At 72.7% G+C, this 22788-nt stretch carries 16 protein-coding genes and 1 pseudogene; 8 read left to right on the plus strand and 9 right to left on the minus strand.

The genetic code is table 11. The features are described 5' to 3' along the window. Window positions 1–3 precede the first annotated feature (3 nt). Both ABGA99_RS20255 and ABGA99_RS20260 read right to left on the minus strand, forming a co-directional pair. Window positions 4–882 carry an ABC transporter permease gene (locus tag ABGA99_RS20255; protein WP_347579076.1) on the minus strand — a complete coding sequence of 293 codons (879 nt, stop codon included), beginning with the start codon at window positions 880–882 and terminating at the stop codon, window positions 4–6. After that, window positions 879–1898, minus strand: coding sequence for an ATP-binding cassette domain-containing protein (locus ABGA99_RS20260; RefSeq protein ID WP_347579075.1), 1020 nt, complete (start codon window positions 1896–1898; stop codon window positions 879–881). The genes ABGA99_RS20255 and ABGA99_RS20260 overlap by 4 nt, the downstream gene beginning before the upstream one ends. Window positions 1899–2579: 681 nt before the next feature. Here ABGA99_RS20260 and ABGA99_RS20265 point away from each other — a divergent pair. Next, entirely contained in the window at window positions 2580–3221 is a 642-nt protein-coding gene (locus tag ABGA99_RS20265; RefSeq protein ID WP_347583123.1) for a hypothetical protein, read from the plus strand. A gap of 60 nt (window positions 3222–3281) precedes the next feature. On the opposite strand, the gene ABGA99_RS20270 is transcribed toward ABGA99_RS20265, so the two are convergent. Then, on the minus strand, window positions 3282–4817 hold the full coding sequence (locus ABGA99_RS20270) for a DUF6801 domain-containing protein (RefSeq protein WP_347583124.1): 1536 nt from the start codon (window positions 4815–4817) through the stop codon (window positions 3282–3284). 97 nt (window positions 4818–4914) lie between these two features. Further along, window positions 4915–5499, minus strand: coding sequence for a hypothetical protein (locus ABGA99_RS20275; RefSeq protein ID WP_347583125.1), 585 nt, complete (start codon window positions 5497–5499; stop codon window positions 4915–4917). 663 nt (window positions 5500–6162) lie between these two features. Between ABGA99_RS20275 and ABGA99_RS20280 the strand changes: the two genes are divergently transcribed. Then, the gene (locus ABGA99_RS20280; RefSeq protein WP_347583185.1) at window positions 6163–7374 is read left to right on the plus strand and encodes a helix-turn-helix domain-containing protein; all 1212 of its coding nucleotides are present in this window, start codon (window positions 6163–6165) and stop codon (window positions 7372–7374) included. A 329-nt stretch (window positions 7375–7703) separates the two neighbouring features. Next, window positions 7704–8963 carry a helix-turn-helix domain-containing protein gene (locus tag ABGA99_RS20285; RefSeq protein ID WP_347583126.1) on the plus strand — a complete coding sequence of 420 codons (1260 nt, stop codon included), beginning with the start codon at window positions 7704–7706 and terminating at the stop codon, window positions 8961–8963. Window positions 8964–9031: 68 nt separating this feature from the next. Here ABGA99_RS20285 and ABGA99_RS20290 read toward each other — a convergent pair whose 3' ends face one another. Continuing rightward, a complete protein-coding gene (locus ABGA99_RS20290) occupies window positions 9032–9496 on the minus strand; it encodes an SCP2 sterol-binding domain-containing protein (protein ID WP_347579070.1) in 465 nt (154 codons plus the stop codon). 80 nt (window positions 9497–9576) lie between these two features. Between ABGA99_RS20290 and ABGA99_RS20295 the strand changes: the two genes are divergently transcribed. Further along, window positions 9577–10248 carry a TetR/AcrR family transcriptional regulator gene (locus ABGA99_RS20295; RefSeq protein ID WP_347583127.1) on the plus strand — a complete coding sequence of 224 codons (672 nt, stop codon included), beginning with the start codon at window positions 9577–9579 and terminating at the stop codon, window positions 10246–10248. Here the strand turns inward: ABGA99_RS20295 and ABGA99_RS20300 are convergent. Together ABGA99_RS20300 and ABGA99_RS20305 are read right to left on the minus strand one after the other, a co-directional pair. Beyond that, window positions 10231–11187, minus strand: coding sequence for a MaoC/PaaZ C-terminal domain-containing protein (locus ABGA99_RS20300; protein ID WP_347583128.1), 957 nt, complete (start codon window positions 11185–11187; stop codon window positions 10231–10233). The genes ABGA99_RS20295 and ABGA99_RS20300 overlap by 18 nt on opposite strands. A 16-nt stretch (window positions 11188–11203) precedes the next feature. Beyond that, window positions 11204–12547 (minus strand): 3-oxoacyl-ACP reductase, encoded by a 1344-nt coding sequence (locus tag ABGA99_RS20305; RefSeq protein ID WP_347583129.1) that lies wholly within the window; start codon window positions 12545–12547, stop codon window positions 11204–11206. Between the two features lie 108 nt (window positions 12548–12655). On the opposite strand from ABGA99_RS20305, the gene ABGA99_RS20310 reads away from it, so the two are divergent. Together ABGA99_RS20310 and ABGA99_RS20315 are read left to right on the plus strand one after the other, a co-directional pair. Further along, complete coding sequence (locus ABGA99_RS20310) at window positions 12656–13996, plus strand: acetyl-CoA C-acetyltransferase (RefSeq protein ID WP_347579066.1); 1341 nt, start codon at window positions 12656–12658, stop codon at window positions 13994–13996. Between the two features lie 25 nt (window positions 13997–14021). Beyond that, window positions 14022–15932, plus strand: a complete 1911-nt coding sequence (locus ABGA99_RS20315; RefSeq protein ID WP_347583130.1) for an AMP-dependent synthetase/ligase — start codon at window positions 14022–14024, stop codon at window positions 15930–15932. Window positions 15933–16036: 104 nt separating this feature from the next. Here ABGA99_RS20315 and ABGA99_RS20320 read toward each other — a convergent pair whose 3' ends face one another. Beyond that, window positions 16037–17299, minus strand: a complete 1263-nt coding sequence (locus ABGA99_RS20320; RefSeq protein WP_347583131.1) for a DUF2510 domain-containing protein — start codon at window positions 17297–17299, stop codon at window positions 16037–16039. Window positions 17300–17400: 101 nt separating this feature from the next. Continuing rightward, window positions 17401–19557 carry a DUF6351 family protein gene (locus ABGA99_RS20325; RefSeq protein ID WP_347583132.1) on the minus strand — a complete coding sequence of 719 codons (2157 nt, stop codon included), beginning with the start codon at window positions 19555–19557 and terminating at the stop codon, window positions 17401–17403. A 474-nt stretch (window positions 19558–20031) separates the two neighbouring features. On the opposite strand from ABGA99_RS20325, the pseudogene ABGA99_RS20330 reads away from it, so the two are divergent. Together ABGA99_RS20330 and ABGA99_RS20335 are read left to right on the plus strand one after the other, a co-directional pair. Continuing rightward, window positions 20032–21351: pseudogene (locus ABGA99_RS20330) on the plus strand (helix-turn-helix transcriptional regulator); the annotation flags it as partial. A 259-nt stretch (window positions 21352–21610) separates the two neighbouring features. Next, window positions 21611–22600: a M64 family metallopeptidase gene (locus ABGA99_RS20335; RefSeq protein ID WP_347583133.1), complete on the plus strand. Its 990-nt coding sequence runs from the start codon at window positions 21611–21613 to the stop codon at window positions 22598–22600. The last annotated feature ends 188 nt before the right edge of the window (window positions 22601–22788 follow it).

The raw sequence follows: 22788 nt of genomic DNA on the forward strand, positions 1-22788 counted from the left end.
CGCTCAGCCTCCCTTCGGGGGGACGACCTGCAGGTAGATCGACGTCAGGATGGTGTTGACGAAGAACAGCAGCAGGAAGGTGATGACGACGGACTGGTTGACCGCGTCGCCCACGCCCTTCGGGCCGCCGCGGGGGTTGAGGCCGCGGTAGGCGGCGACGATGCCGGCGATGAACCCGAAGATCAGCGCCTTGATCTCGCTGATGTAGAGGTCGGGAAGCTGCGCGAGGGCGGAGAAGCTGGAGAGGTACGCGCCGGGGGTGCCGCCCTGGAGGATCACGTTGAAGAAGTAGCCGCCGAGCGTGCCGATGACCGAGACCAGCCCGTTGAGGAGGACCGCCACGCCCATCGTGGCCAGCACCCGGGGCACCACGAGCCGCTGGACGGGCGAGACGCCCATGACCTCCATCGCGTCCAGCTCCTCGCGGATCTTCCGCGAGCCGAGGTCGGCGCAGATCGCCGAGCCGGCGGCGCCGGAGATCAGCAGCGCCACGATGAGCGGTGACGCCTGCTGGATGACCGCGAGCACGCTGGCGCCGCCGGTGAAGGACTGCGCGCCGAACTGCTGGGTGAGCGAGCCGACCTGAAGGGCGATCACCGCGCCGAACGGGATCGACACCAGGGCCGCGGGCAGGATCGTCACGCTGGCGATGAACCAGAACTGCTCGACGAACTCGCGTAACTGGAACGGCCGCTTGAAGGACAGCCGGGCGACGGACAGCGCCAGCGCGAACAGCTTCCCGGTCTCGCGCAGCGCGCCCGCACCGGGCACGGACCAGACCGGACGCGGCGGCTGCGGCGGCCCCGCGGCCTCCGGCTCCTCGCCGGGGTCCGGGTCCGGGGGGTCGGGCGGGTGCGGCACCGGCGGCAGGGTCGTGGTCATGGCCGCTCCTCCGGGGGCGCGGGCATGGTCAGCGTCTGCGCGTGCGCGATCGAGCCGCCGATGCCGGCGACGATGGCCTTGCGCGCGGCGGAGGGCAGTTGCGCGAGCATGCCGAGCACCCGCTCGCGGTGGCGGTCCACCGCCTGCCGCGGGGGCATCCCGGGCGACGGCTCCAACTGCGGCACGATCTCGCGGTGGCCCGCACCGGAGGCCGCGTCGGGGTCGAAGCCCTCGGCGGCGAGCGTGGCCGCGTCCTTCTCCTCCGACATGCCGATGGGGCCGAGCCGGCTGCCGCTGAGGAACTGCGAGACCACCGGCTCCTCGCTGGTGAGCAGCACCTCGCGGGGCCCGAAGGTGACGAGGTTGCGGCGGAAGAGCATCCCGATGTTGTCGGGGACGGTGGAGGCGATGTCGATGTTGTGCGTGACGATCAGCATCGTCGCGTCGATCTGCGCGTTGACGTCGATGAGCAGTTGCGAGATGAACGCCGTACGCACCGGATCCAGACCGGAGTCCGGCTCGTCGCACAGCACGATCTCCGGGTCGAGGACGAGCGCGCGGGCCAGCCCGGCCCGCTTGCGCATGCCGCCGGATATCTCGCCGGGGAGCTTGCCCTCGGCGCCGCCGAGGCCGACCAGGTCCATCCGCTCCATGACGATGCGGCGGATCTCGGACTCCTTCTTGCGGGTGTGCTCGCGCAGCGGGAAGGCGACGTTGTCGAAGAGGCTCATCGAGCCGAAGAGCGCGCCGTCCTGGAACATCAGCCCGAACTTCTTGCGGGCCTCGAAGACGTCGCGCTCGCGGTCGTTCACCATGTCGACGCCGTCGACGAGCACCTGCCCCTCCTCGGGCTTGAGCAGGCCGATGAGCGACTTCAGGAACACGGTCTTGCCGGTGCCGGACGGGCCCAGCATCACGCTGACCTCGCCGGCCGGCAGCGTCAGCGTGACGTCGCGCCAGATGTTCTGGCGGCCGAAGGACTTCGTCAGGCCGTCCACGACGACTTCGATTCCCATCACAGCCCCCTGGCGGGTGCGCAGCGCCGGCCGTGTACACCGCGGCCGGTCCCGTCAACTCCGGTGCGGGCACAGCACAGCACGGCCGACGCCGGGGTGCCCCCGCCGCAGGCGACGACTGGCATCCGGTGACAATCCCGGGCGACGCGTTTGTCTCCGGGTGAGCAAAGAGGAGCGGGCCGGGCCCGGCTTCTGCGCGACGCGTGTTCTGCCGTGCACATGCGTGCATCACTCCATGAGCAGTCCTGCAGCAGCCGGTGCGGCCTCTGCGCCTACGGGATCCACGCTGCGGCGGACCCGACTTCTTCGGTGCGGCCTTGCTGGGGGACGGGCTGCACGAGCACCTGCGGGGGGAGACGCTACGCACGGGTAACCGGGGAATCAATAGCCGTGTCAGGGAAAGTCACCGGCTCCTTACCGGCTGGTATTTTCTTGTAACACGCTGAGCAATCCGGCACACCGTTTTATCAACGGATGACAAGACACCTGCCGCGGCCTCCGACACTCACCGGGCAACAGAAAACCTGGCCCGGATTCTCACCGGATGACAATGAGTCCGACCATTCGGAGATCACCTGGACGGGCTCATTGTCAGCCTTATTACTGGCGCGTAGCATTCCCACGCAGACAGTCGGCAGTAATCAACCCGGGCTCCCCCACACAACATTGAGGAGAATCTCGATGGCCAAACGGTCGACTCTATCGAGAGGACAGCGGAACCTGAGCCGCGCGGTACTGGCGCTGCTCGCCGCGGCGGGCTTCACCGTCGCCACCTCGGGCACGGCGAACGCCGCACCCGTCCGGCTCGACTATCCGCTGACCGGCACGACGCACCTCGCGGGCACCGACTCGGACCTCGAACTGGGCCCGGGGAAGCTGGAGACCACCGTGGACCTGTCCACCGGTGCGCTCAGCGCCCACACGAAGCTGCCGCCCGCCACCGGCTCCTTCAAGACGCTCGACCTGATCCCGGCGACGGCGACCACGGAGTTCATCGAGACCGAGCCCACCACCGGCACCATCAGCACCGCGACCGGCGAGGTCAACACGGTCTCGAAGCTGACGCTGCGGATCACCGAACTGAAGGTCGCGGGGCTGCCGATCTGGGTGGGCAGCCACTGCCAGACCGAGGTACCCGCCGAGATAGCCCTCAAGTCCGAGCCGGGGTTCAACCCGTTCCGGGGCGGCACGCTCAGCGGCACGTACACGATTCCCGACTTCGAGCACTGCCTGCTCGCCACGCCCGTGATCAACGCGATCATCCCGGGTGAGGGGAACACCATCAGCCTGAAACTCGGCGCCGCGCAGGCGCCGACGGGCTGACCTCCGGCCACGGCGGCCCGCCCGGATTCCTTCGCGAAGGGAATCCGGGCGGGCGTTTGCTCAGCCGTGGGCGGGCAGTTCGGGGACCGCCGGCGTACACGGCATCGTGCACAGCGGCGACTGCTTCAGCTCGACGTAGTTTCCGGGACCCGACAGGGCCGAGGTGAAGAGGGCGTCCAGGTCCTCCCCGCCGGTGCCGCAGCCGGTGAACGGAGGCACCGTGACGAGGCTCCTCAAGGTGCCTCCGGTGAAGACCCGGTACTCCGGATACTTTCCTTTGAGTACGACGTCGAGAGGCGCGCTCGTACGGCACTCGCCACCCACGTCGAGCGGCACCCCGTTCACCTTCACGTCGTAAATCCTGAGAGCCTGATAGAAGCCCGCCGTGGTCTCGTTGGTGTCGATCGAGGAGCCCTGTTCCGTGACGATCGTCATCGGCTCGTTCGTGAACTCGACCTTCCCCGTGACGGGCATGAACCCGAAGGTGAGGAACGTCGCCTCGGAGTCGGGGAGGGTGAACTCGGCGACATTTCGCGTGCCGTTGTAGAAGTTTCCGGGCGAAATAATCATCTGCTTGTTCAGCAGCACGCGCACGCTGTCGAGCGTCGGAGCGTGCGGATCGTTGGCGATGAGCGCGCCGTTCAGCTTCCTGGAATTCACGACGCCGGCCGCGGCCGTGCAGGTGTAGACGCCCGGCAGGGTGAGGGTCGTCGTGCCGGGCGGCGGCTCGATCAGCCGGTCGGGGTCCAGTTCGGCCGTCGGCGGCTGGCCCGGGGGGCACGGCGTGACGTCACCGGTCTCGGCGGGCTCGTCCCCGGGTGCCGCATCCGCATCGGCGCCCGCGCCGCCGGGCCGCTCGCCCGTCGCGCCGGGAGTGCCCTGCCCGGCGCCGCCGTCGTCGGCGCCGCCGTCCCCACCGCCCGGCGTCCCGGACTCGCCCGGCACCGCGACCGTTGCCAGGGTGCCGTCCTGGCCGTCGGCGAGGGTGCAGGTGAGGGTCGTCGCGCCCGGGCCGACCGGATCTGCCTGGGCTGCCGGGTCGTCCGCCGGGGACGCCGGATCGGCCGGCGGCGAGGACGTGTCGCCCGGCGCCGGCGGGGTTCCCTGGAGCTCCAGGGTCAGCGGACCGAGGGTGAAGACCACGTCGCCGGCGCCGCCCGCCGTCGCCGACGACATCCCGCCGGAGAACGGCACGGTGGCCGTACCGTCGGCCGACACCTGTACGGGCTCCGCGGTCGCTCCCGCCCACGGATAGTCCGCGGACTCCCGCCCCTGGGCCACGCTCATGGCCGCCGACGCCGTCCCGCCGACGGTCGCGCCGTCCTCGGCCGGCAGCCCGTCGAGCAGACCGCCGCCCAGCGTGGCCGCCATCGTCAGGTCGCCGGGGCGGATGGCCTCTCCGGAGCGTACGGACGCCGGGAAGGAACCCGTGAACTCGACCGGAACGTCGACGGCCGCGCCGTCGGCGCCCGCGCACACGTAGCCGGCGGAGACCGACACGGCCCCCTCCTCCGCCGCCGAACCGGCGGCCGGGAGCAGCCCTGCGACGAGCGCACCGGCAGCGATCCCGGTGAGCCGCCCGGTACGTGGACTCATCGGACTCCTTCCGACGTGGTGGGAACGCCGTGGGCCCGGAGCCCGCGGCCGACCGGGAAGTCAGGTCGGCCACGGCCCCGGGCCGGTGGGCCGGGCGTCAGTCCAGCGTGATGGACTGGGCCGGCGTGACGTCGTAGTTGCCGGTGAACGCGGCGTGGTCGCCGTTGTTGATGATGCCCAGGCAGTTCGCGTTGTGGGCGGTGAGGTTGCCGTCCTGGATCACGAGCTGGTCGGTCCCGTTGTCGTAGTACCCGGTGACCGTCCCCGGGGCGGTGGGCCCGCTGGGCCCGGCGAACGTCGCCGTGCAGATGCCGTCCGGGTCGGCGATCTTCGCGACGATCCCGGAGATCGACCCCAGCACCCGGTTGGCGTTGTTGGGGTCGGGGCCCGTGACGTTCAGCTTCCACGGAAGGGCGCTCGACGTGTCGACCGTGAACAGGATCCCGGCCACGGAGCAGTTCGTGAACGTCAGGTTGTCGATGTCGCCGATCCCGGCACCGTCCAGCCCCGAGCCGCTCTTCAGCGTGCCGTCGGCGTCCGAGTCGGTACACGTGAGGACGGCGTTCGGCACGGCCAGTTGCGTGTTGCCCGAGTGGGCAGTGAACGGCCCGCCCGGAGAGACCGTCCAGGTCGCCTGCGCGGTCGCGGAGGCGGAGCTGACGGTGAAGCCGGCGGCTGCCACGACGGCCGTTGCTGCGACTGCGGCGCTTCTCGTGAGTCTTCGCACTGCGATTCCCCTCGTGAGTTGAAGTGACGGTTCTGCGCCGCTGCGCCATCCGCCTCCCGGGAGCAGACGGCGCGCGGCAAATCGAAACCGTGGGGCGATCCGGGCCCGGCATGCAGGCCACAAGGGATGCCCCGACCAGCGCCTTGCAGAGGGGTACGCTACGTACGAGTAACAAGTGAACGCAATACCTCGGTCCGGGAATCGGGGAACTTCCCGACGGCGGCGTATTTTCTTGTCAGCCACGCAGCATCCTGCCGCGGGAGTTTGTCGCCGAGTGCGCAATCGCGGGCGTTCCCCTCCCGCCCGGCCGCCCCGCCCCGCATGCTGGTCCGCGGCACGCGTGCGCCGCCGGCCGGTCCCGCCCCGCCGAAGGCCGCGCCCGCGGGCCGTCCGCCCCCGGCATCCCGCGCAGGCCGCGCCGACCCCGGACGCCGTCCCGCCGGCAGCCCGCTGACCAGCGCCGTCCGGCGACCCCGGCCGCGCGCGGCACGGCACCGCCCCCATGTCCCGCCGCTACGCCCCGTTCCACCGCCCTGTCGCACCGCCCCGTCTCACGCACCGCCCGCAACGGAGCCCGGCCGACCGGCGCTCCGCCCCGGGGTGGGAGGAGTCATGGAGATGCCAGACGCAGGACCCGCCGCCGGACTCGCCGAGCCGCCCGAGCCGCTGCCGCCGGAGTTCGCCGCGATCATGCGACCGGAACTGCCGAGCCTGGTCGAGGAAATCGCGCAGGAGATCAGGAGAGCGATACCGGAATACAACCAGTTGCTGGAGGGTCCGTACGGCGAGGTATTGCAGCAGGGGGTGGCACAGAATCTCTCCACATTCGTCGAGCAGGTGGCGAACCCGAAATCCTCGACCGCCCGCTGGGACGAAATGTGCAGAAGGCTGGGCAGGTTCGAGGCGTACGAGGGCCGCAGCTTCCAGTACCTGCGCTCGGCGCTGCGCATCGGCGCGCGGGTGGCGCTGCGCCGCGCCAAGTCCGTGGGCACCCGCTACAACATGTCCCCCACGCTCATGGCGATGTTCGCCGACGCCGTCTTCGCCCACGTCGACGCGGCCGAGGAGCTGTGCCGCGAGGGCTACCGGGAGGCGCAGTCGGGGCCCGAGGACGCCGAGGCGCGGCGGCGCCGGCTGCTGCGGCTGCTGCTCGCCGGCGGGACGCTGCCCCTGGCCCATCCCGCGGTCACCGACCTCGCCGAGGGGGCCGGCTGGGAGCTGCCGGAGGTGGCGACGCCCGTCGCGCTGGCCGCGGACCGCCGCCCGGACCCGGCGCTGCTCCACCCCGACGTGCTCGTCGAACTCACCGACCCGCAGCCGCACCTGCTCGTACCCGGCCACCTCACCGAGGAGCGCCGCGCCATGCTCGCCGCGGCGCTGGCCGGCTGCCGCGCCGCCATCGGCGTGACGGTGCCGCTCGGCTGGTCGGCGGACTCGCTGCGCTGGGCCCGGCAGGCGCTCGTGCACGCGGAGGTGGGCACCGTCCGCGACGAGCCGGTGTTCGCCTGCGACGACCACCTGGTGACCCTGTGGCTCATGGCCGACCCGCCGCTCGCCGAGGAGCTGGCCCGCCGGCAGCTGGCACCGCTCGCCGGCCACACGCCGGTCCGCCGGGAGCGGCTGGTCGACACGTTACGGGTCTGGCTGACGACCCGCGGCACGGCGGCGCGGATGGCGCGGATGCTGCACGTCCACCCGCAGACCGTCCGCTACCGGCTGCGCAGTCTCCACCAGCTCTTCGGCGCACAACTGGACGACCACGACGAGCGGTTCGCGGTGGAGGTCGCGGTACGGACGCTGCATCTGCGGGAGCGGGGCGACGACGGCTGAGCACCGCGCGCACGGCCCGTACCCGACCCGTACGTGGCCGATACACGACGCGTACGGAGACGGCGAACTATCACCGCCGTACAAAAGATGCGTACAAGCGCTTGCCGGGTGAGTAGTGCCGCATCCACTCTGTGTGGGCTACACCTTCCTCGCGGTACCGAACATGCCACGCAACACCGCGGTCACCGGTGCGCTGCAGGCCGGGCCCCCGCGGATCCTCATCCGAACAGTGAGCTGCCGGCACCACCGTGCGGCAGGGCATCTGACTTGCCACACCCCCCACCGGGTCGGTGTCCCTCTGCCTCGCCGGCGGCGTGAGGGGTAGACGTATGCCGTCCGAAGTGCAGGCAGTCGCACTGGCCGAGCCGCCCGAGCCGCTGCCGCGGGAGCTGGCCGCGCTGATCCGGCCTGAGTTACCGAGCCTCTACCGGGAGATCGTCGCGGCCATCCGCGGCGCGGTGCCCGAGTACGGGCTCCAGATGGGCGAGGCGTACGACCGGGCCCTCAGGCTCGGCGTCCGGCAGTCGCTGAACACCTTCACCGACCGGGTCGCCACGCCCCGCAAACGCGCCGTGCACCTCGCCGAGGTACACCGAAGACTCGGCCGGTTCGAGGCCCAGGAGGGCCGCAGCCTCGACGCCCTGCAGTCCGCGTACCGCATCGGCGGCCGGGTCGCCTGGCGGCGCGCGATGGTGGTGGGAGAGCGCAACCACCTCGCCTCGCATGTCATGAACGCCTTCGCCGACGCCCTGCTCGCCTACATCGACGAGCTGTCGGAGCTGGCCAGGGAGGGCTACCTCCAAGCGGAGGCCGACTCGGCGGAGCGGCTGAAGAGCCTGCGCAGGCGGCTGTTGCGGACGCTGGTCGCCGAGCCGCCCGTACCGCGCCACACCGTCGAGGACATCGCCGCGCAGGCCCGCTGGCAGTTGCCGGACGAGGTGACGCCGGCCGCGCTGATGCCCGCCGAGCGGCTGACGTCGCCGACCGGGCTGCCCGACGACGTGCTCGCGGACACCGCGGGGCCGCACCCGTACCTGCTCATCCCCGGCCCGTTCGACGACGCGCGCCGCGAGGCGCTGGACGCCGCGCTGGGCCCGGTCGGCGTGGCCGTCGGCCTCACCGTGCCGCTGCACAGGACCGCGGACTCGCTGCGCTGGGCGCGCCAGGCCCTCGGCATGGTCGAGTCCGGCGCGATCCGCGCCCCTTCCCCGGTCCGCGTCGAGGACCACCTGCTCACCCTGTGGCTGCTCACGGACCCCGCCCTGGTGGAGCAGATGGCGGGACGCCAGCTGGAGCCGCTGGCCGCCGTGACGACCGGCCGGCGCGAGCGGCTGGTGGAGACCCTGCGGGTGTGGCTGACCACGCGCGGCACCGCGGGGCGCATCGCCGAGCAACTGCACGTCCATCCGCAGACCGTGCGCTACCGCATGCGCACCCTCGGCCAGCACTTCGGCTCCCAGCTCTCCGAGCCGGACCGGCGCTTCGCCCTGGAGGCGACGCTGCGCGCGCTCTGGCTGCGCGACCAGGCGGACCTGCCGTCGACGGGCCCGATCACGGGACGTGCGGGACGGACCGAACCACCGCGCTGACGGCGGGCCGGGGCAGGACCGGGGCACGACCGGGGCAGGACCGGGCGGGGCGACGGGGGTCGCCGCGCTCAGTCGGCCTGGGGAATGTCGAACATGCCCGTCAGCTTCAGCGCGAGCGCCACGTCGCCGGTGACCTTCAACTTCCGCGTCATGAACAGCTTGACGGGCCCCGCGTTCCCCGACGTGACCTTCAGGAACTCCTCGTCGCCCATCTCCAGCGTCACCCGCGGCCTCCCCTCGCCCGGCCCCTCGTGCACCGCACAGGCGCCGCCCGAGACGGCCACGTCGTACACCACCTCGGTCACGCCCGCGATCCGCCAGCGGATGACCGCCTCCAGCTCCCCCGCCCTCTCCGGCCGGAACTGCTGCTCCATCCGCCGGAAGACCTCCCCGACGATCCGCGCGCGCAGCGCCTCGTCCCGGGCCAGTTCCCCGATCTCCCGCGAGGAGAGCCCCTTGACGATGCGCGCGTACTCCTCGGGGGACACCGCGGCGAAGTCCAGACCCTCAAGGCCCGGCGTCTCGTCGGTCATCCGCACACCCCATCTTCCTTACCGAACAGTAGACTTACTCGATCGTTAAATATAGGAGGCGGCAGAGTAGGCTCGCAAGGGTGACCGAAAAGCGCAGGCGGCGGCTTCCCCGGCAGGTGCGGGAGCAGCAGATCATCGACGTGGCCGTACGGGTCTTCTCCAAGCGCGGCTACCACGCTGCCTCCGTGGACGAGATAGCCGTGCTGGCCGGGATATCCAAACCGATGGTCTACCTCTACCTGGAGTCCAAGGAAGGGCTCTTCATCGCCTGCCTGCGGCGCGAGGCGGAGCGGCTGGTGGCCGCGTTCCAGGGAGCGGCCGAAGGGGTGCTCACGCCGGAGCTGCGGCTGCGGGCGGGGCTGCGGGCGTTCTTCTCGTTCGTCTCCGAGCACCGCGACGGGTGGGTCGTGCTGCACCGGCACGCCGCCGAGTTGAGCGAGGCCATCGCCGCGGAGTCGGCGCAGGCGCGGCGTGCGGTGATGGCGGAGGTCACCGCGCTGGTACGGACCGGGATCGAGGAGAACGACGGCCCGGCCCGGCTCGGGGACGAGGACGCCGAGTTCGTCGCCCACACCATCGTGGGCGCGGCGGACGCGCTGACCGACTGGATGGCGGAGCACCCCGCCGAATCGCCGGAGGGCATGACGCGGCGGCTGATGAACATGATCTGGGTGGGCATGCGCAACGTGCTCGACGGCGAGACCTGGACGCCGCCGCCACCGCCGCCGGAGCCGTCAGCCGCCAAGGGGTGAGACGGCGCCGCGCAGATGCGTGCGGGCCCCGTCCGCGCCGCTGACGTCGAACGCCCAGCCGTCCGGCGCATGTTCCGCCCGTTCCGCCCGGAAGCGCACCGCCGCCGGCAGCAGCACCGGCGCGCGGAACGACACGTCCACCGCGTACGCCCCGGGCAACTCGGCCGCCAGCGCCGCCAGACAGCGTGCCTTGGTCCACATCCCGTGCGCGATCGCGCGCCGGAAGCCGAAGAGCCGGGCGGCCAGCGGGTGCAGGTGGATGGGGTTGCGGTCGCCGGAGGCGGCGGCGTACGAACGGCCCAGCGAGCCCGGCAGCTTCCAGCTCTCCTGCCGCGCCGCGGCGGTGAGGTCCGGTGTCCCGGACGTCTCGGCGGCCGCCCGGCCGGTGCCGGGGCCGCGGCTCAGGTACGTGCTCGTCGAGCGCCACACCGTCTCGCCGCGCAGGCGCGCGTGGGCGGCGACCGGGAACGCGGTGCCCTTCGGGTGCGGCCGCGGGCGGCCCGTCGCGACGACGTACGTCAGCCGCTCGCCGGCGTCGACGGGCCTCAGGTGCTCGACGTGGTTGGCGAGGTGGACGAGCCCGAGGAGCGGGAAGGGGAAGTCGCGGGCGGTCATGAGGGACATGGCGAGGGGGAAGGCCACGACGTGCGGGTACGTGGCCGGGAGCCGGCCGTCGTCGGGGAAGCCGCAGACGGCGGCGTAGCGGCGCAGGCGGGCGGGGTCGGGGCGGACGTCGCGGAGGACCAGGCGCCGCGGGGGGATGGCAGGCAGCCCGGCGCCGGCTGCTGCCCCGGCCTGACCGGCGGCCCGGTCTCCGGGCGCGGCGGCTCCGGCGCCGGGCCCCTCGGCGGCGCGCGGCGCCGTCGCGTACGCCCTCCCCCGCCGCTTCGGCACCACCGCCCGCCCGTACAGCGGCAGCAGCCGAGGCGCTCCGCTCAACTCCCGTGTCTCCACCTCACGCCCCCAGCAGCGCCTGGCCGCACACCCGCAGCACCTGTCCCGTCACGGCCCCGCTGCCCGGCGCCGCGAAGTACGCCACCGCCTCCGCCACGTCCACCGGGAGGCCGCCCTGCTTCAGGCTGTTCATGCGGCGGCCCGCCTCGCGGACGACCAGCGGGATGGCCGCCGTCATCCGCGTCTCGATGAACCCGGGCGCGACCGCGTTGACCGTCACGCCGTGTGCCGCCACCTCGGGGGCCGTGGCCTCGACGTAGCCCAGGAGACCCGCCTTGCTGGCCGCGTAGTTGGTCTGGCCGACGTTGCCCGCGATGCCGCTGATCGACGAGGTGCAGACGACCCGGCCGTCCGCGCGCAGCAGCCCGTCGCCGAGGAGGCGGGCGGTGAGGGTTTCGACGGCGGTGAGGTTGACCCCGATCACCGCTCCCCACTGCTCGGCGCTCATCCGCCCCAGCGTCTTGTCGCGGGTGATGCCCGCGTTGTGCACGACGACGTCGACGCCGCCGTGGTGTGCGTCGAGGTACGCGGCGAGCCGGTCCCCCGCGTCCGCCGCCGTGATGTCCAGCTCCAGCGCCCCGCCGCCGGCCCGGCCCGCCACCGCCGCCAGTTCCGCCTTCTGCGCGGCGACGTCCAGGCACACCACCCGGGCGCCGTCGCGGTGCAGCGTCTCCGCGACCACCGCGCCGATCCCCCGCGACGCGCCCGTGACCAGCGCCGTCTTCCCCGCCAGCGGCCGTGCCCAGTCCACCGTCCGCGGCACCGGCGCCGTGCCCGTGACGCGCAGCGCCTGCCCCGAGACGTACGCCGAGCGCGCCGACAGCGCGAAACGCAGCGTCGACTCCACCCCGCCCTCGGCGCCCGGCGCGACCAGCAGCAGATGCGCCGTCGAGCCGTCCCGCAGCTCCTTGCCCACCGACCGGACGAACCCCTCCAGCGCCCGCTGCGCCACCGCCTCCCCGGCCCCGGCGGCGTTCTCCGGCGGCGTGCCGACGACCACGACGCGCCCGCAGGGGGCGAGTTCGCGTATCCGGGGGTGGAGGAAGTCGTAGAGGGCGCGCAGCCCGGCGGAGGTGTCGATGCCGGTGGCGTCGAAGACCAGTGCCCCGGCCCGTACGGACGCCCCGTCCGCGGCCTCCGTCACCACCGCGCCCGCCGCGTCCAGCAGTTCCCGCAGCGTCTTGTGCATCCGGCCGCCGGCCGCGCCGCCGAGCACGACGGGCCCGCGCGCGACGGGCTGCCCCGGCCGGTACCGCTCCAGGTGCGCGGGCCGCGGGAGGCCGAGCCGCTTGGCGACGAAGGCACCGGCTCCGCGGCTCGTGAATTTCCGGTAGCGATCGGCCATTGGCAATCTCCTTACGGCTGAGTAAGTTTACTACGGAGTAAGGAGCGTAGGGACGGAGCCCCCAGCCGCACAAGAAGCCGGCGGGGAGGCGAGGGAGGGAGCGCGGCGATGACGACACCGGCGAAGACGGGCAGGCGTACCGGCGGCGGCGTGCGGCGCGTCGCGATCGTCGGCGGCAACCGGATCCCCTTCGCCCGCGCGGACGGCGCGTACGCCACCGCCTCCAACCAGGAGATGCTCTCCGCCGCCCTCGACGGCCTCGTCGAGCGGTACGGGCTGCGCGGCGCGCTGCTGGACGAGTTCGTCGCCGGAGCCGTGCTCAAGCACAGCCGCGACTTCAACCTCGCCCGCGAGGTCGTCCTCGGCAGCGGGCTCGACCACCGCACCCCCGCGTACGACGTCCAGCAGGCGTGCGGCACCGGCCTCCAAGCCGTCCTCCTCGTCGCCAACAAGATCGCGCTCGGCCAGATCGACGCGGGCGTCGCCGGTGGCGTCGACACCGCGAGCGACGCGCCCCTCGGCCTCAACGACGGCCTGCGCCGCGTACTGCTCCAAGCCCGGCGGCAGCGGTCCCTCAGCCGCCGCGCCGGCGTCCTCGCCGGGCTCCGCCCCCGGCACGTCGTCCCCGACATCCCCCGCAACGCCGAGCCGCGCACCGGGCTTTCCATGGGGGAGCACGCCGCGCTCACCGCCCGCGCGTGGCGGGTGCCGCGCGCCGCGCAGGACGAGCTGGCCGCCGCCAGCCACCGCCGGCTGGCCGCGGCGTACGACGCGGGCTTCTTCACCGACCTGCTCACCCCCTTCCGCGGGCTGGACCGCGACCAGAACCTGCGCCCGGACTCGACACCCGGCAAACTGGCCCGGCTCAAGCCCGTGTTCGGCGCCGCGGACCCGGACGCCACCATGACCGCCGGCAACTCCACCCCGCTGACCGACGGCGCGGCCACCGTGCTGCTCGCGAGCGAGGAGTGGGCCGCCGATCGCGGGCTGCCGGTGGCGGCGTACCTCACGCACGCGCGCACCGGCGCGGTCGACTTCGTCGAAGGACCGGACGGGCTGCTGATGGCGCCCGCGTACGTCGTGCCGAGGCTGCTGGCCGACGCCGGGCTGGCGCTGGCGGACCTCGATCTGTACGAGATCCACGAGGCGTTCGCCTCCCAGGTGCTGGCCACGCTCGCCGCGTGGGAGGACGCCGCGTTCTGCAAGGACCGCCTGGGTCTCGACGCGCCACTGGGCACGCTCGACCGGGAGCGGCTGAACGTCGCCGGGTCCTCGCTCGCCGCCGGGCACCCCTTCGCCGCGACCGGCGGGCGGATCGTCGCGACGCTGGCGAAGCTGCTGCACGAGCGGGCGGCGGAGCGCACGGCCGGCGACGCCCGTCCCGTACGCGGCCTGATCTCCGTCTGCGCCGCCGGCGGCCAGGGCGTCACGGCGCTGCTCGAAGCCTGAACCTCCGCCGACCGAAGGAGCGATCGTGGGCGTACGGAAGGACCTCAAGACCGCGCGGAAGCGCTCGGACCTCGCCGAGCGCGCCCCCGTCGACGTACGGACCGACGACGGCGTCGTGCGCCAGGCCGCCGTCCCGCGGCTCGCCGGGCCGCCCCCCGCCCGCGGCAGCGCCGTCGCCGACATCCCCTACACCAACGCCGCCGAGGACCCCGGCGCCGTCGTCGTCCGCCGCAAGTCCGGCGGCCGGTGGGTCCCGGTCACGGCCCGCGCGTTCGCGGACGAGGTCACGGCGGTGGCCAAGGGCCTCGTCGCCGCCGGGCTGGAACCCGGCGGGCGGGTCGCGATCATGTCCCGTACGCGCTACGAGTGGTGCGTGCTGGACTTCGCCGTCTGGGCCGCCGGTGGCCAGTCCGTCCCCGTGTACGCGACCTCCTCCGCCGACCAGGTCGCGTGGATCCTGCACGACTCCGGCACCCGCTTCGTCGTCACCGAGACCGCCGCCAACGAGCAGACGGCCCGTACCGCCGCCGAGGAGGCGCACGTCTGGCAGCTCGACGCCGGCTGCCTCGACGAGCTGAAGGCGCGCGGCCGGGACGTGTCCGACGACGAGATCGCCAAGCGCCGCGCCGCCCTGACCCCCGACACCATCGCCACCCTCTGCTACACCTCCGGCACCACGGGACGCCCCAAGGGCTGCGTCCTCACCCACGGCAACCTGCACGCCGAGGCCGCCAACAGCGTCGAACTCCTGCACCCCATCTTCAAGGAGGTCACCGGGCAGACCGCCTCGACGCTCCTCTTCCTGCCGCTCGCCCACATCTTCGGCCGGGCGATCCAGATCGCCTGCCTGTCCGCGCGCATCGAGATCGGCCACTGGCCGTCGATCAAACCCGACGAGCTGCGCCCGGAGTTCAAGGTCTTCAAGCCGACGTTCCTCGTCGGCGTCCCGTACCTCTTCGAGAAGATCCACCACACCGGCCGGGAGATGGCCGAGAAGCTCGGCCGCGGCTCGTCGTTCGACCGCGCCGACCGCATCGCGGTGCGCTTCGGCGAGGCGCACCTGAACAAGTTCCTCGGCGCCGGCAAGGGCCCCGGGCCCGGCCTTTCGCTGGCGTGGGGCCTGTACGACCTGCTGGTCTACCGGCGCATCCGCAAGGAGCTGGGCGGCAGGCTCCACTACGCCATGAGCGGCGCATCCCCGCTGGACCGCAACCTCAACCTCTTCTTCTACGCCGCGGGCATCGTCATCTACGAGGGCTACGGCCTGACCGAGACCACCGCCGCCGCCACCCTCACCCCGCCACTGCGCCCCCGCCCCGGCACGGTGGGCCGGCCGCTGCCGGGGACGGCGATCCGCATCGCGGACGACGGGGAGGTGCTGATCAAGGGCGGCATCGTCTTCGGCGGGTACTGGGGGAACCCGGAGGCGACGGCGGAGGTGCTCGCGGACGACTGGTTCGCCACCGGCGACCTGGGCGCGCTGGACGAGGAGGGCTATCTGACGATCACCGGGCGGAAGAAGGACCTCCTGATCACCACGGGCGGCAAGAACGTCTCCCCCGCGGTGCTGGAGGACCGGCTGCGCAGCCGGCCGCCGGTGGGGCAGGTGCTGGTCGTGGGCGACAAGCGGTCGTACGTGGCGGCGCTGGTGACGCTGGAGCGGGAGGCGGTGGCGCACTGGCTGGCGGTGCGGAAGCGGCCGCGGGACACCCCGCTCGCGGAGCTGCGGGACGATCCGGAGCTGCGGGCGGAGGTGCAGCGGGCGGTGGACTACGCGAACGAGGCGGTGTCGCGGGCGGAGTCGATCCGCCGGTTCGTGATCGTGGACGGGGAGTTCACGGAGGAGAACGGGATGCTGACGCCGTCGCTGAAGGTGAAGCGGCACGCGGTGGAGGCGGCGTACGCGAGCGAGATCGAGGGCCTGTACGAGGGGTGAGCGGAGGTCACCGGGGCGGGTCGCGGGAGGTCGGCGGTGCCCGGGGTCGTACGGGGTACGGCCCCGGGCGCGCCGCACGGCGTCCCGGAGGTGTCCGCCGTGGCTCAACTCCGCCCGGCCACCGCCGCGGAACTCGCCGGCCGGCCGGGGCCGCCCGGGAGGCCCGCGCCGCCCTCGGACTCCTCGATGCCGTCGGTGATCTCTTTCAGCTCGTCCAGCGCGGGTGCCTCGTCGCCGATGTCGAAGCCGGCACGGACGAGGACCAGCGTGTCCGGGTTCGCCGGCGACGGGAACGCGAGGGACTGCACGTAGCCGTCGTCGCCCTCCTTCGTCACGACCTTCCAGCGCACCAGGTAGCCCTCCTCGCCGGCCACCTCGACCTCGCCGGACTCCACCTCGTCGTGCGAGGTGATGCCGCCGTACGCCTCGTCGCCGTACGACGCCTCCGCGTTGGTCTCGATGTCCTTCTCGGCGATCCTCTTCGGGCTGGTCCCGTCGAAGCCGAGGGCCAGGGCGGGCGCGGAGTTCACCCCGCCGCGTACGCACGTGTCCTTCGGTGACGTCGGGCACTTGTACTCGCCCACCGACACCGAGGCGCCTATCTGCCCGGACTGCCCCTTCCAGCCGTCCGGCACCGGGATCTTGATGCCGCTGGCGAGGTCCGTGGCGAAGCCGTCCTCGCTGGGGATCTCCATCGGCGGCTGCCCGCCGTCGGGGTCGCCGGGATCCTGCTCCCCGCCCTCGGGGTCCTGCGGACCTGGCGACCGGCCGGGCCCGCCGCCCGAGCCGCCGTCGGAGCCGCCCGAGCCGCCGGGCCCGCCGCCCGGCCCCTCGCCGGGGGCGGGCGAACGGGGCTCGCCGTCCGGCCCGTAGACCACGGGGCCGCCGCCGGCCTCGTCGCCGTCGTCGCCGCCCCACAGCGCGTACCCCCCGGCGATGCCGCCGCCGACGAGCGCCGCGGCGGCCACGCCGATGGCGATGCCGAGCGCGAGCGGGCGCCTGCCCGTCCAGCGCTTCTTGGCGTACGGCCCCTCGGGGCCGAGCGGTTCGGCGTGGCCGCCGGATATGACCTCCGTGGGCGCACCGTGCATCCCGCCGTCGATACCGCCGGGCGGAGCGTCCTGCGGGGCGGCCCCGGGGACCGGGGGCGCCGCGGTGACCGCGGGCCCGTCCGGACCCGTGGCCCCGTCGGCGGCTCCGTCGGCTCCGGTGGCCCCTCCGGGGGTCTGCGCAGGGACATCTGGGGCGACAGCAGCGGGCCTGACCTCGTCCGTCCAGCCTTCACCGTCCCACCTCCGCTCCCTCGGCGACTCGTCGTCGCTGCGGTCCGGGTCGGGATACCACCCTGCAGGTGCCATTCCACTCATGCATGCAGGCTATCGAGGCTCCCTGAGAACCGGATGAGAGCGGTCTGAACCTTATGCCCGTCCAACTGCGCAAACCCTCAGAAGAGGTTCTCCGGGAAGGCTCAGAAGGTGAGCCAGGTCCCCGCCAGTCCCTGCTGCCCCACCCCCGTCCGGGAGTAGTCGCAGACGCCCCGGCCGAAGACGGCCCGCAGCCGCCGCCACTCGGCGTCGGTCCACGTCACGCCGTACTCGCTCGCGTAGCTGTCCCGCCGCGGCGGCTCCGTACGGCACTTGATCACGTCCGTGGCGATGTCCTCGCCGGCGACCTCGCGCGGGAAGGAGTTCGACGGGTAGAGCCGCTCGCAGGTGCTGTCCGGGTCGCGGTCCAGCGCCTCGGCGACGAACCGCGGCTCGGCGTCCCGGGTGTTGCAGCCCTCCCGCAGGTCCGCGGGCCTGGCCGCCACGATCTTGTCGATGCGCGGGGCGGCCGAGGTGTCGGCGTCGAGGTTCGTGAGCCAGCGGTCCATCATCGTGAGGGAGTGGCGGACCAGGGGGCTGGCGGTGCTCTGGCCGCCGTAGCGGTTGTCCTCCATGAGGCTGACCATGTTGGCCGCGGTGCCGTTGGCCTTCGCCAGGCGCTTGCGCATGGACAGCGAGTAGTAGCGCAGGTGGGTGTCGCCGCGGGGGGCGTCGTCCACGTACGCGCGGTATTCGATGATCGGCACGTCCGCCAGGCCGCCGCCGCCGTTGGTGAGCCGGCCGGTGCGGTACGCGGTGCGGGTGGCGATCGGATCGGCGGTGGTACGGGCGTCGACGATCCGGGCGTCGTGGTCGTAGCCGCCGATGCGCTCGTTCAGCTCCAGGAACTGCTGCTTGTCGATGGTCCCGGCGGCGAGGGCGCCGAGGCCGTACTGCACGCCGACGTTGTCGAGCGGGCGGCGGGCGAAGCCGGTGCGCGGGTCGGGGCCGTAGACGTTGATGGCGTGGTCGTAGAGGTCGCAGCGCGCGCCGCGGGGGTTGGTCTCCGGGTCGTAGCGCAACTCCTCGGGCAGCACGCCGCAGTTGCCCTGCGGGTCGATGCGCGCGGCGTCGCCCTGGGTGCCGGTGGCGACGGCGTACGAGGCGAAGCCGGTGACGGCGCGCTTCTGCTCCTCGGTCCAGGCCAGTTCCGTGTCCCCGGCGAAGTACTCGGTGAGCAGGCGGGTGTCGGTGACTCTGTTGGTCATCGCGAAGCCGACGTCGGGGAAGGAGCAGGCGGGCAGGATGCCGTCGAGTATGCCGGGGTAGTTGTCCACGATCTGGTACGCCTGGTACGAGCCGCCGGAACAGCCGAAGCCGATGGTGTGGTCGACCGGCCCGTACGCCTCGGTGAACCGCTCCTTGACCGTCATCGCGGTCTCGGCGGCGGTGAGGTCGTGGCAGTTGGCGCCGAAGACGTTGAGGGACGACGACATGACGGCGTACCCGCGGCCGAGCATGAAGGCGTCGGTGACCCCGCCCGTGGTGTTGCCCTGCCGGTACCAGCCGCCGATGCAGCCGCCGCCGAGGGTGTAGACGGCGCGGCCGTTCCAGCCGGCGGGGCGGGTACGGGGATCGGGGTCGGACTCGGCGAGGGGGTCGTGGAGGATCGTGGACTGGTAGATGCCGCGGTTGGCGGTGCCGGTCTCCATCCGCACGATGAACGGGACGGTGCGGCCGGTGGAGGTGGTGGTGCGGCCGAGGTCGGCGGGGTAGGCGGTGGCGCCGGCGGGCCAGGCGGTGTAGACGCCGGCGGTGTTCCGGTAGAAGTAGTCGACGCGGGTCTCGGCGGAGCAGTCGGCGTCGAGCGGCTCGCCGAGGGTGCCGCCGACGACGGGCAGCCGGAAGGTGCCGGTCTCGCAGACGAAGGGCTGCTGGTGCGGACCGGAGAAGACGGGGCCCTGCGCGGGGTGGCCGGTGAGCGTGAGCCGGGCCGCGCGGTGGCCGGGGGCGGTGGCGGTGACGGTGTTGCGCCCGTCGCGTACGCCCTCCACGACGCCGGACACGGCACCGGGCCCGTCGGGGGCGAAGAGCGGGGTGACGTCCTCCCCGTTGAGCCGGACCCGCACGTCGGCGGGGTCGGCAACGGCGACACGGAGCAGGGCGTCTCCGCCGGTGACGGAGCCGGGGCGGCTGGAGAGCACGTCGAGGTCGATGCTGCGGGGTGCCTGGGGGGCGGCGGCCTGGGCGGTGAGCGGGAGGGCGAGGAGAGCGGCGAGCGCTGCGGAGAGGGGGACGAGCAGAGCACGGCGTGGGCGCATGCAGGAGTCCTCCGGTTCGTTGCGGCTTACAACTTGACCGTACGCGTTCAACTCCACCCCGAAAAGACAACGCGTCGCACGACCACCCCCGGCCCCACCCCCACCACCCGCGAAACGGGTTGCACGACACGGTCGCGCGCGACCGGATGCAGCCCTCAGGAGTTCGTCCTGAATCTCCTCCTGAACCTCACCGGGGAACCCCTGGCCACCACCGATCTCACCAAGCGGGTTCGGGTACCGCCGAGCTCGGTCCGCGCGCGACGCCCGGCGCATCGGCCCTCACAGGCATCGCGCTCACTTAAGCCTTACGCTGGGCTCACTGGAGTGGGTAGTTAACCTCTGGTCAGGTGATCGTGTCCGAGCCGTGCGGGCTGAGCAGCGGGGTGGGAGTGCAGGGTGGCGGAGAAGCGCGTCGCGAAGCGGGCTGCGGCGGCGGGCGCGAGCGCTGACGGCCGCGCCGACGGCCCTCGCGCAGTAGGGCAGCGGGTCCACAGGTTGCGTACCGAACGTGGCCTGACCCAGCGCGACATCGCCGAGCCCGCCTACAGCGCCGCGTACATCTCCACGGTGGAGGCGGGTAAGGCGCAGCCCTCGGAGAAGGCCCTGCGGCATATCGCCCAGCGGCTCGGCACCACCTATGAAGAACTGGTCAGCGGGCGTCCGGCCCATCTCGCAACCGAGCTGCGCATGCGGCTCACCGAGGCGCAGCGCGTGCTGACCACCGGCGAGCCTGCCGACGCCGCCGCGCGCTACGCCCGGCTCGTCCACGAGGCAGAGGAACTCGGTCTCGACGCCGAGCTCGCGGCCGCTCTGGTCGGCCGCGGGGAGTGCGCGCTGGAGAACGGCCAACTCGACCAGGCACGTGCGGACTTCGAACGAGCGGAGAACAACCTCGAAAAGGCGGGAACGCCCCTGCCTCAGCGCGTCCCAGCCATCCGCGGGCGCGCGCTGACGCACCTGATGGCCGGTGAGCTGCGCTACGCCTGCTACCTGCTGGAGAGCACACTCGACGAGCTCAACGCGTCCGGGCTGCACGACCCGCAGGCGCTGGTGCTGCTCTACACCGCCGTCATCGCGCCGTACATGGACATGGGCGCCCGCGCCCGCGCCGTCCAGGCCGCCGAACTCGCCCTGGCGCTCGCCCCCGAGGTCGCCGAGCCCGCCCTGGTTGCCCGGCTCCACCGGGGCGTCGCGCGGACCCTCATCGCCGAGGGCCGCACCGCCGAGGCGGACGCCGCCCTCGCCAAGGCGGCGGAGTACTACGAACAGCTCCACATCCGCACCGAACTCGCCCACTGCCACTGGATGCGCGGCTACGTCCAGGCCCAGGCCGGGGACCTGGAAGCGGCGGAAACGGCGCTGCGCACCGCGTACGGCATGCTGACCTCCCGGCGCGCGGCGCTCTACGCCCACCAGGTGGCAGTGGAACTGGCCGCGATACTCCACCGGCAGGGCAAGGACACCGAGGCCGAAGCACTGCTGCGCGGCGTGCTCTCCGGGCTGCGGTCGGCACACGGTGCGGTTCACGAAGCGGGCGCGCACCGCGTTCTCGGCCTGATCGCCGAACGGCGCGGCGACGTCCCGGAAGCCGAAGCGCACTACAGCAGCGCCATGGGCCTGCTGGAGCACGCAGGAGCGGCAGGGGATCTCGCGGACCTCTGCCGGCTGTTCGGGGATCTGCTGCGCAGAACGGGACAGACCGAGGCCGCCCTCGACGTCTACCGCGCCGGGCTGTGCCACCAGGCAAGACCCGGTGCCACCACGCTCGGACCGGCCCCGGCGCCGCCCTTCTGAGGCCCGCCCCGGCTTTGTCGACCCGTCGCACACCCGGGGACTTGTCAGGCTCGCGCCACTCAGCTAGCTTAACTCGTCAAGTTAGTTGAATTAACTTGCGACTTACAGTGGTCCCGGGGAGCCGGCGGCCGAGGTCGCACCCGCTGCCGCGACACCTGCGCCAGGTGGAACCGCCGCGGCGGAGCACAGCACCGTCAGCGGCCGCGCCCGGCACCCGGACCGGCCGTCACCCCCCAACAGACGGACATGGAGGGCGCTCATGCGCCGAAGAGGTTCCATCCTGCTGACCGCGGCCATACTCTGCGCCGCGGGACTCGCCGCTGCACCCGTACCCGCCGGAGCGTCGGACGACGTCCCGCCGCAGCCGACCGGATGGCGAGAGGTCTTCTCCCCTGACGGCACCACCACCCGCGTGCAGATACCCCAGCAGGTCGAAGCTGCCCCCTCTCGCGCCGACATCCGGGCGGCCGCGGCCGCCGAGGTGATCCCCATCCAGGACACCGGATCCCCCGACTCGCGCTTCGACCTGGTGATCGTCGGCGACGGCTACACAGCCTCCGAAATGAGCCTGCTCCGCCAGCAGGCCCAGGCGAAGTGGAACGAGATCTCCGCCACCGCACCGTGGGACAAACACCGGCAGAACATCAACGTCTGGCTCGTCAACGTCGTCTCCCACCAGTCCGGCGTGGACAACGACCCCACCCAGGGCGTCAACCGCGACACCGCCCTGGACATGGGCTTCTTCTGCGGCGGCATCGAACGGCTGCTGTGCCTCAGCGAGCCGAAGGCCAAGGCGTACGCCGCCGAGGCCCCCGGAGCCGACGCCATCGTCGCCGTCGGCAACACCACCAAATACGGCGGCGCCGGCTACCCCAGCCTCGCCACCGTCGCCGGCGGCAACGCACAGGCCGGACGCATCGCCATCCACGAACTCGGCCACTCCGTGGGCGGCCTGGCCGACGAGTACTACACGCCCGGAACCACCTACCCCGGCGGCGAACCGGGACAGCCCAACGTCACGACCGATCGGACCGGGTCCAAGTGGTCGTCCTACCTCGGCCGAAGCACCCCCGACGGCGGCGTCATCGGCGCCTACCAGGGCGGCAGCCAGTACGAGTACGGCATCTACCGGCCCTCACAGGACTCCCTCATGCGCAACATCAACAAGCCCTTCAACCTCATCGGCCTCTCAGTGATGGACCACGCGATCAGCTCCGAGATCAGGAGGGCGGCACCCGGCCGCGGATGAGCCGTCGGCCACACGGCACCGAAGGGATACCTCCGGGGCCAGAACCGGCCCGCGCCCGGTCCTGGCCCCGGAGGCAGCCGGCTTCTCAGGCCACTCGGGCCGCACGTGCCTGCGTGCGCACGCCGATCAGCCGTTCCCGTGGCCCGGCGGTGCGGTCGGGGTCACTGAAGGGCTCGGCGAGCAGTCCA

The sequence above is a fragment of the Streptomyces sp. B5E4 genome, assembly GCF_039871555.1.
Classification (GTDB): Bacteria; Actinomycetota; Actinomycetes; order Streptomycetales; family Streptomycetaceae; genus Streptomyces.

Coding starts and splice junctions, on each gene's coding strand:
- ABGA99_RS20260 (WP_347579075.1), bottom strand. CDS start 1,898: ATGGGAATCGAAGTCGTCGTGGACGGCCTGACGAAGTCCTTCGGCCGC.
- ABGA99_RS20310 (WP_347579066.1), top strand. CDS start 12,656: ATGACGACACCGGCGAAGACGGGCAGGCGTACCGGCGGCGGCGTGCGG.
- ABGA99_RS20270 (WP_347583124.1), bottom strand. CDS start 4,817: ATGAGTCCACGTACCGGGCGGCTCACCGGGATCGCTGCCGGTGCGCTC.
- ABGA99_RS20285 (WP_347583126.1), top strand. CDS start 7,704: ATGCCGTCCGAAGTGCAGGCAGTCGCACTGGCCGAGCCGCCCGAGCCG.
- ABGA99_RS20320 (WP_347583131.1), bottom strand. CDS start 17,299: ATGAGTGGAATGGCACCTGCAGGGTGGTATCCCGACCCGGACCGCAGC.
- ABGA99_RS20305 (WP_347583129.1), bottom strand. CDS start 12,547: ATGGCCGATCGCTACCGGAAATTCACGAGCCGCGGAGCCGGTGCCTTC.
- ABGA99_RS20325 (WP_347583132.1), bottom strand. CDS start 19,557: ATGCGCCCACGCCGTGCTCTGCTCGTCCCCCTCTCCGCAGCGCTCGCC.
- ABGA99_RS20255 (WP_347579076.1), bottom strand. CDS start 882: ATGACCACGACCCTGCCGCCGGTGCCGCACCCGCCCGACCCCCCGGAC.
- ABGA99_RS20265 (WP_347583123.1), top strand. CDS start 2,580: ATGGCCAAACGGTCGACTCTATCGAGAGGACAGCGGAACCTGAGCCGC.
- ABGA99_RS20280 (WP_347583185.1), top strand. CDS start 6,163: ATGCCAGACGCAGGACCCGCCGCCGGACTCGCCGAGCCGCCCGAGCCG.
- ABGA99_RS20335 (WP_347583133.1), top strand. CDS start 21,611: ATGCGCCGAAGAGGTTCCATCCTGCTGACCGCGGCCATACTCTGCGCC.
- ABGA99_RS20290 (WP_347579070.1), bottom strand. CDS start 9,496: ATGACCGACGAGACGCCGGGCCTTGAGGGTCTGGACTTCGCCGCGGTG.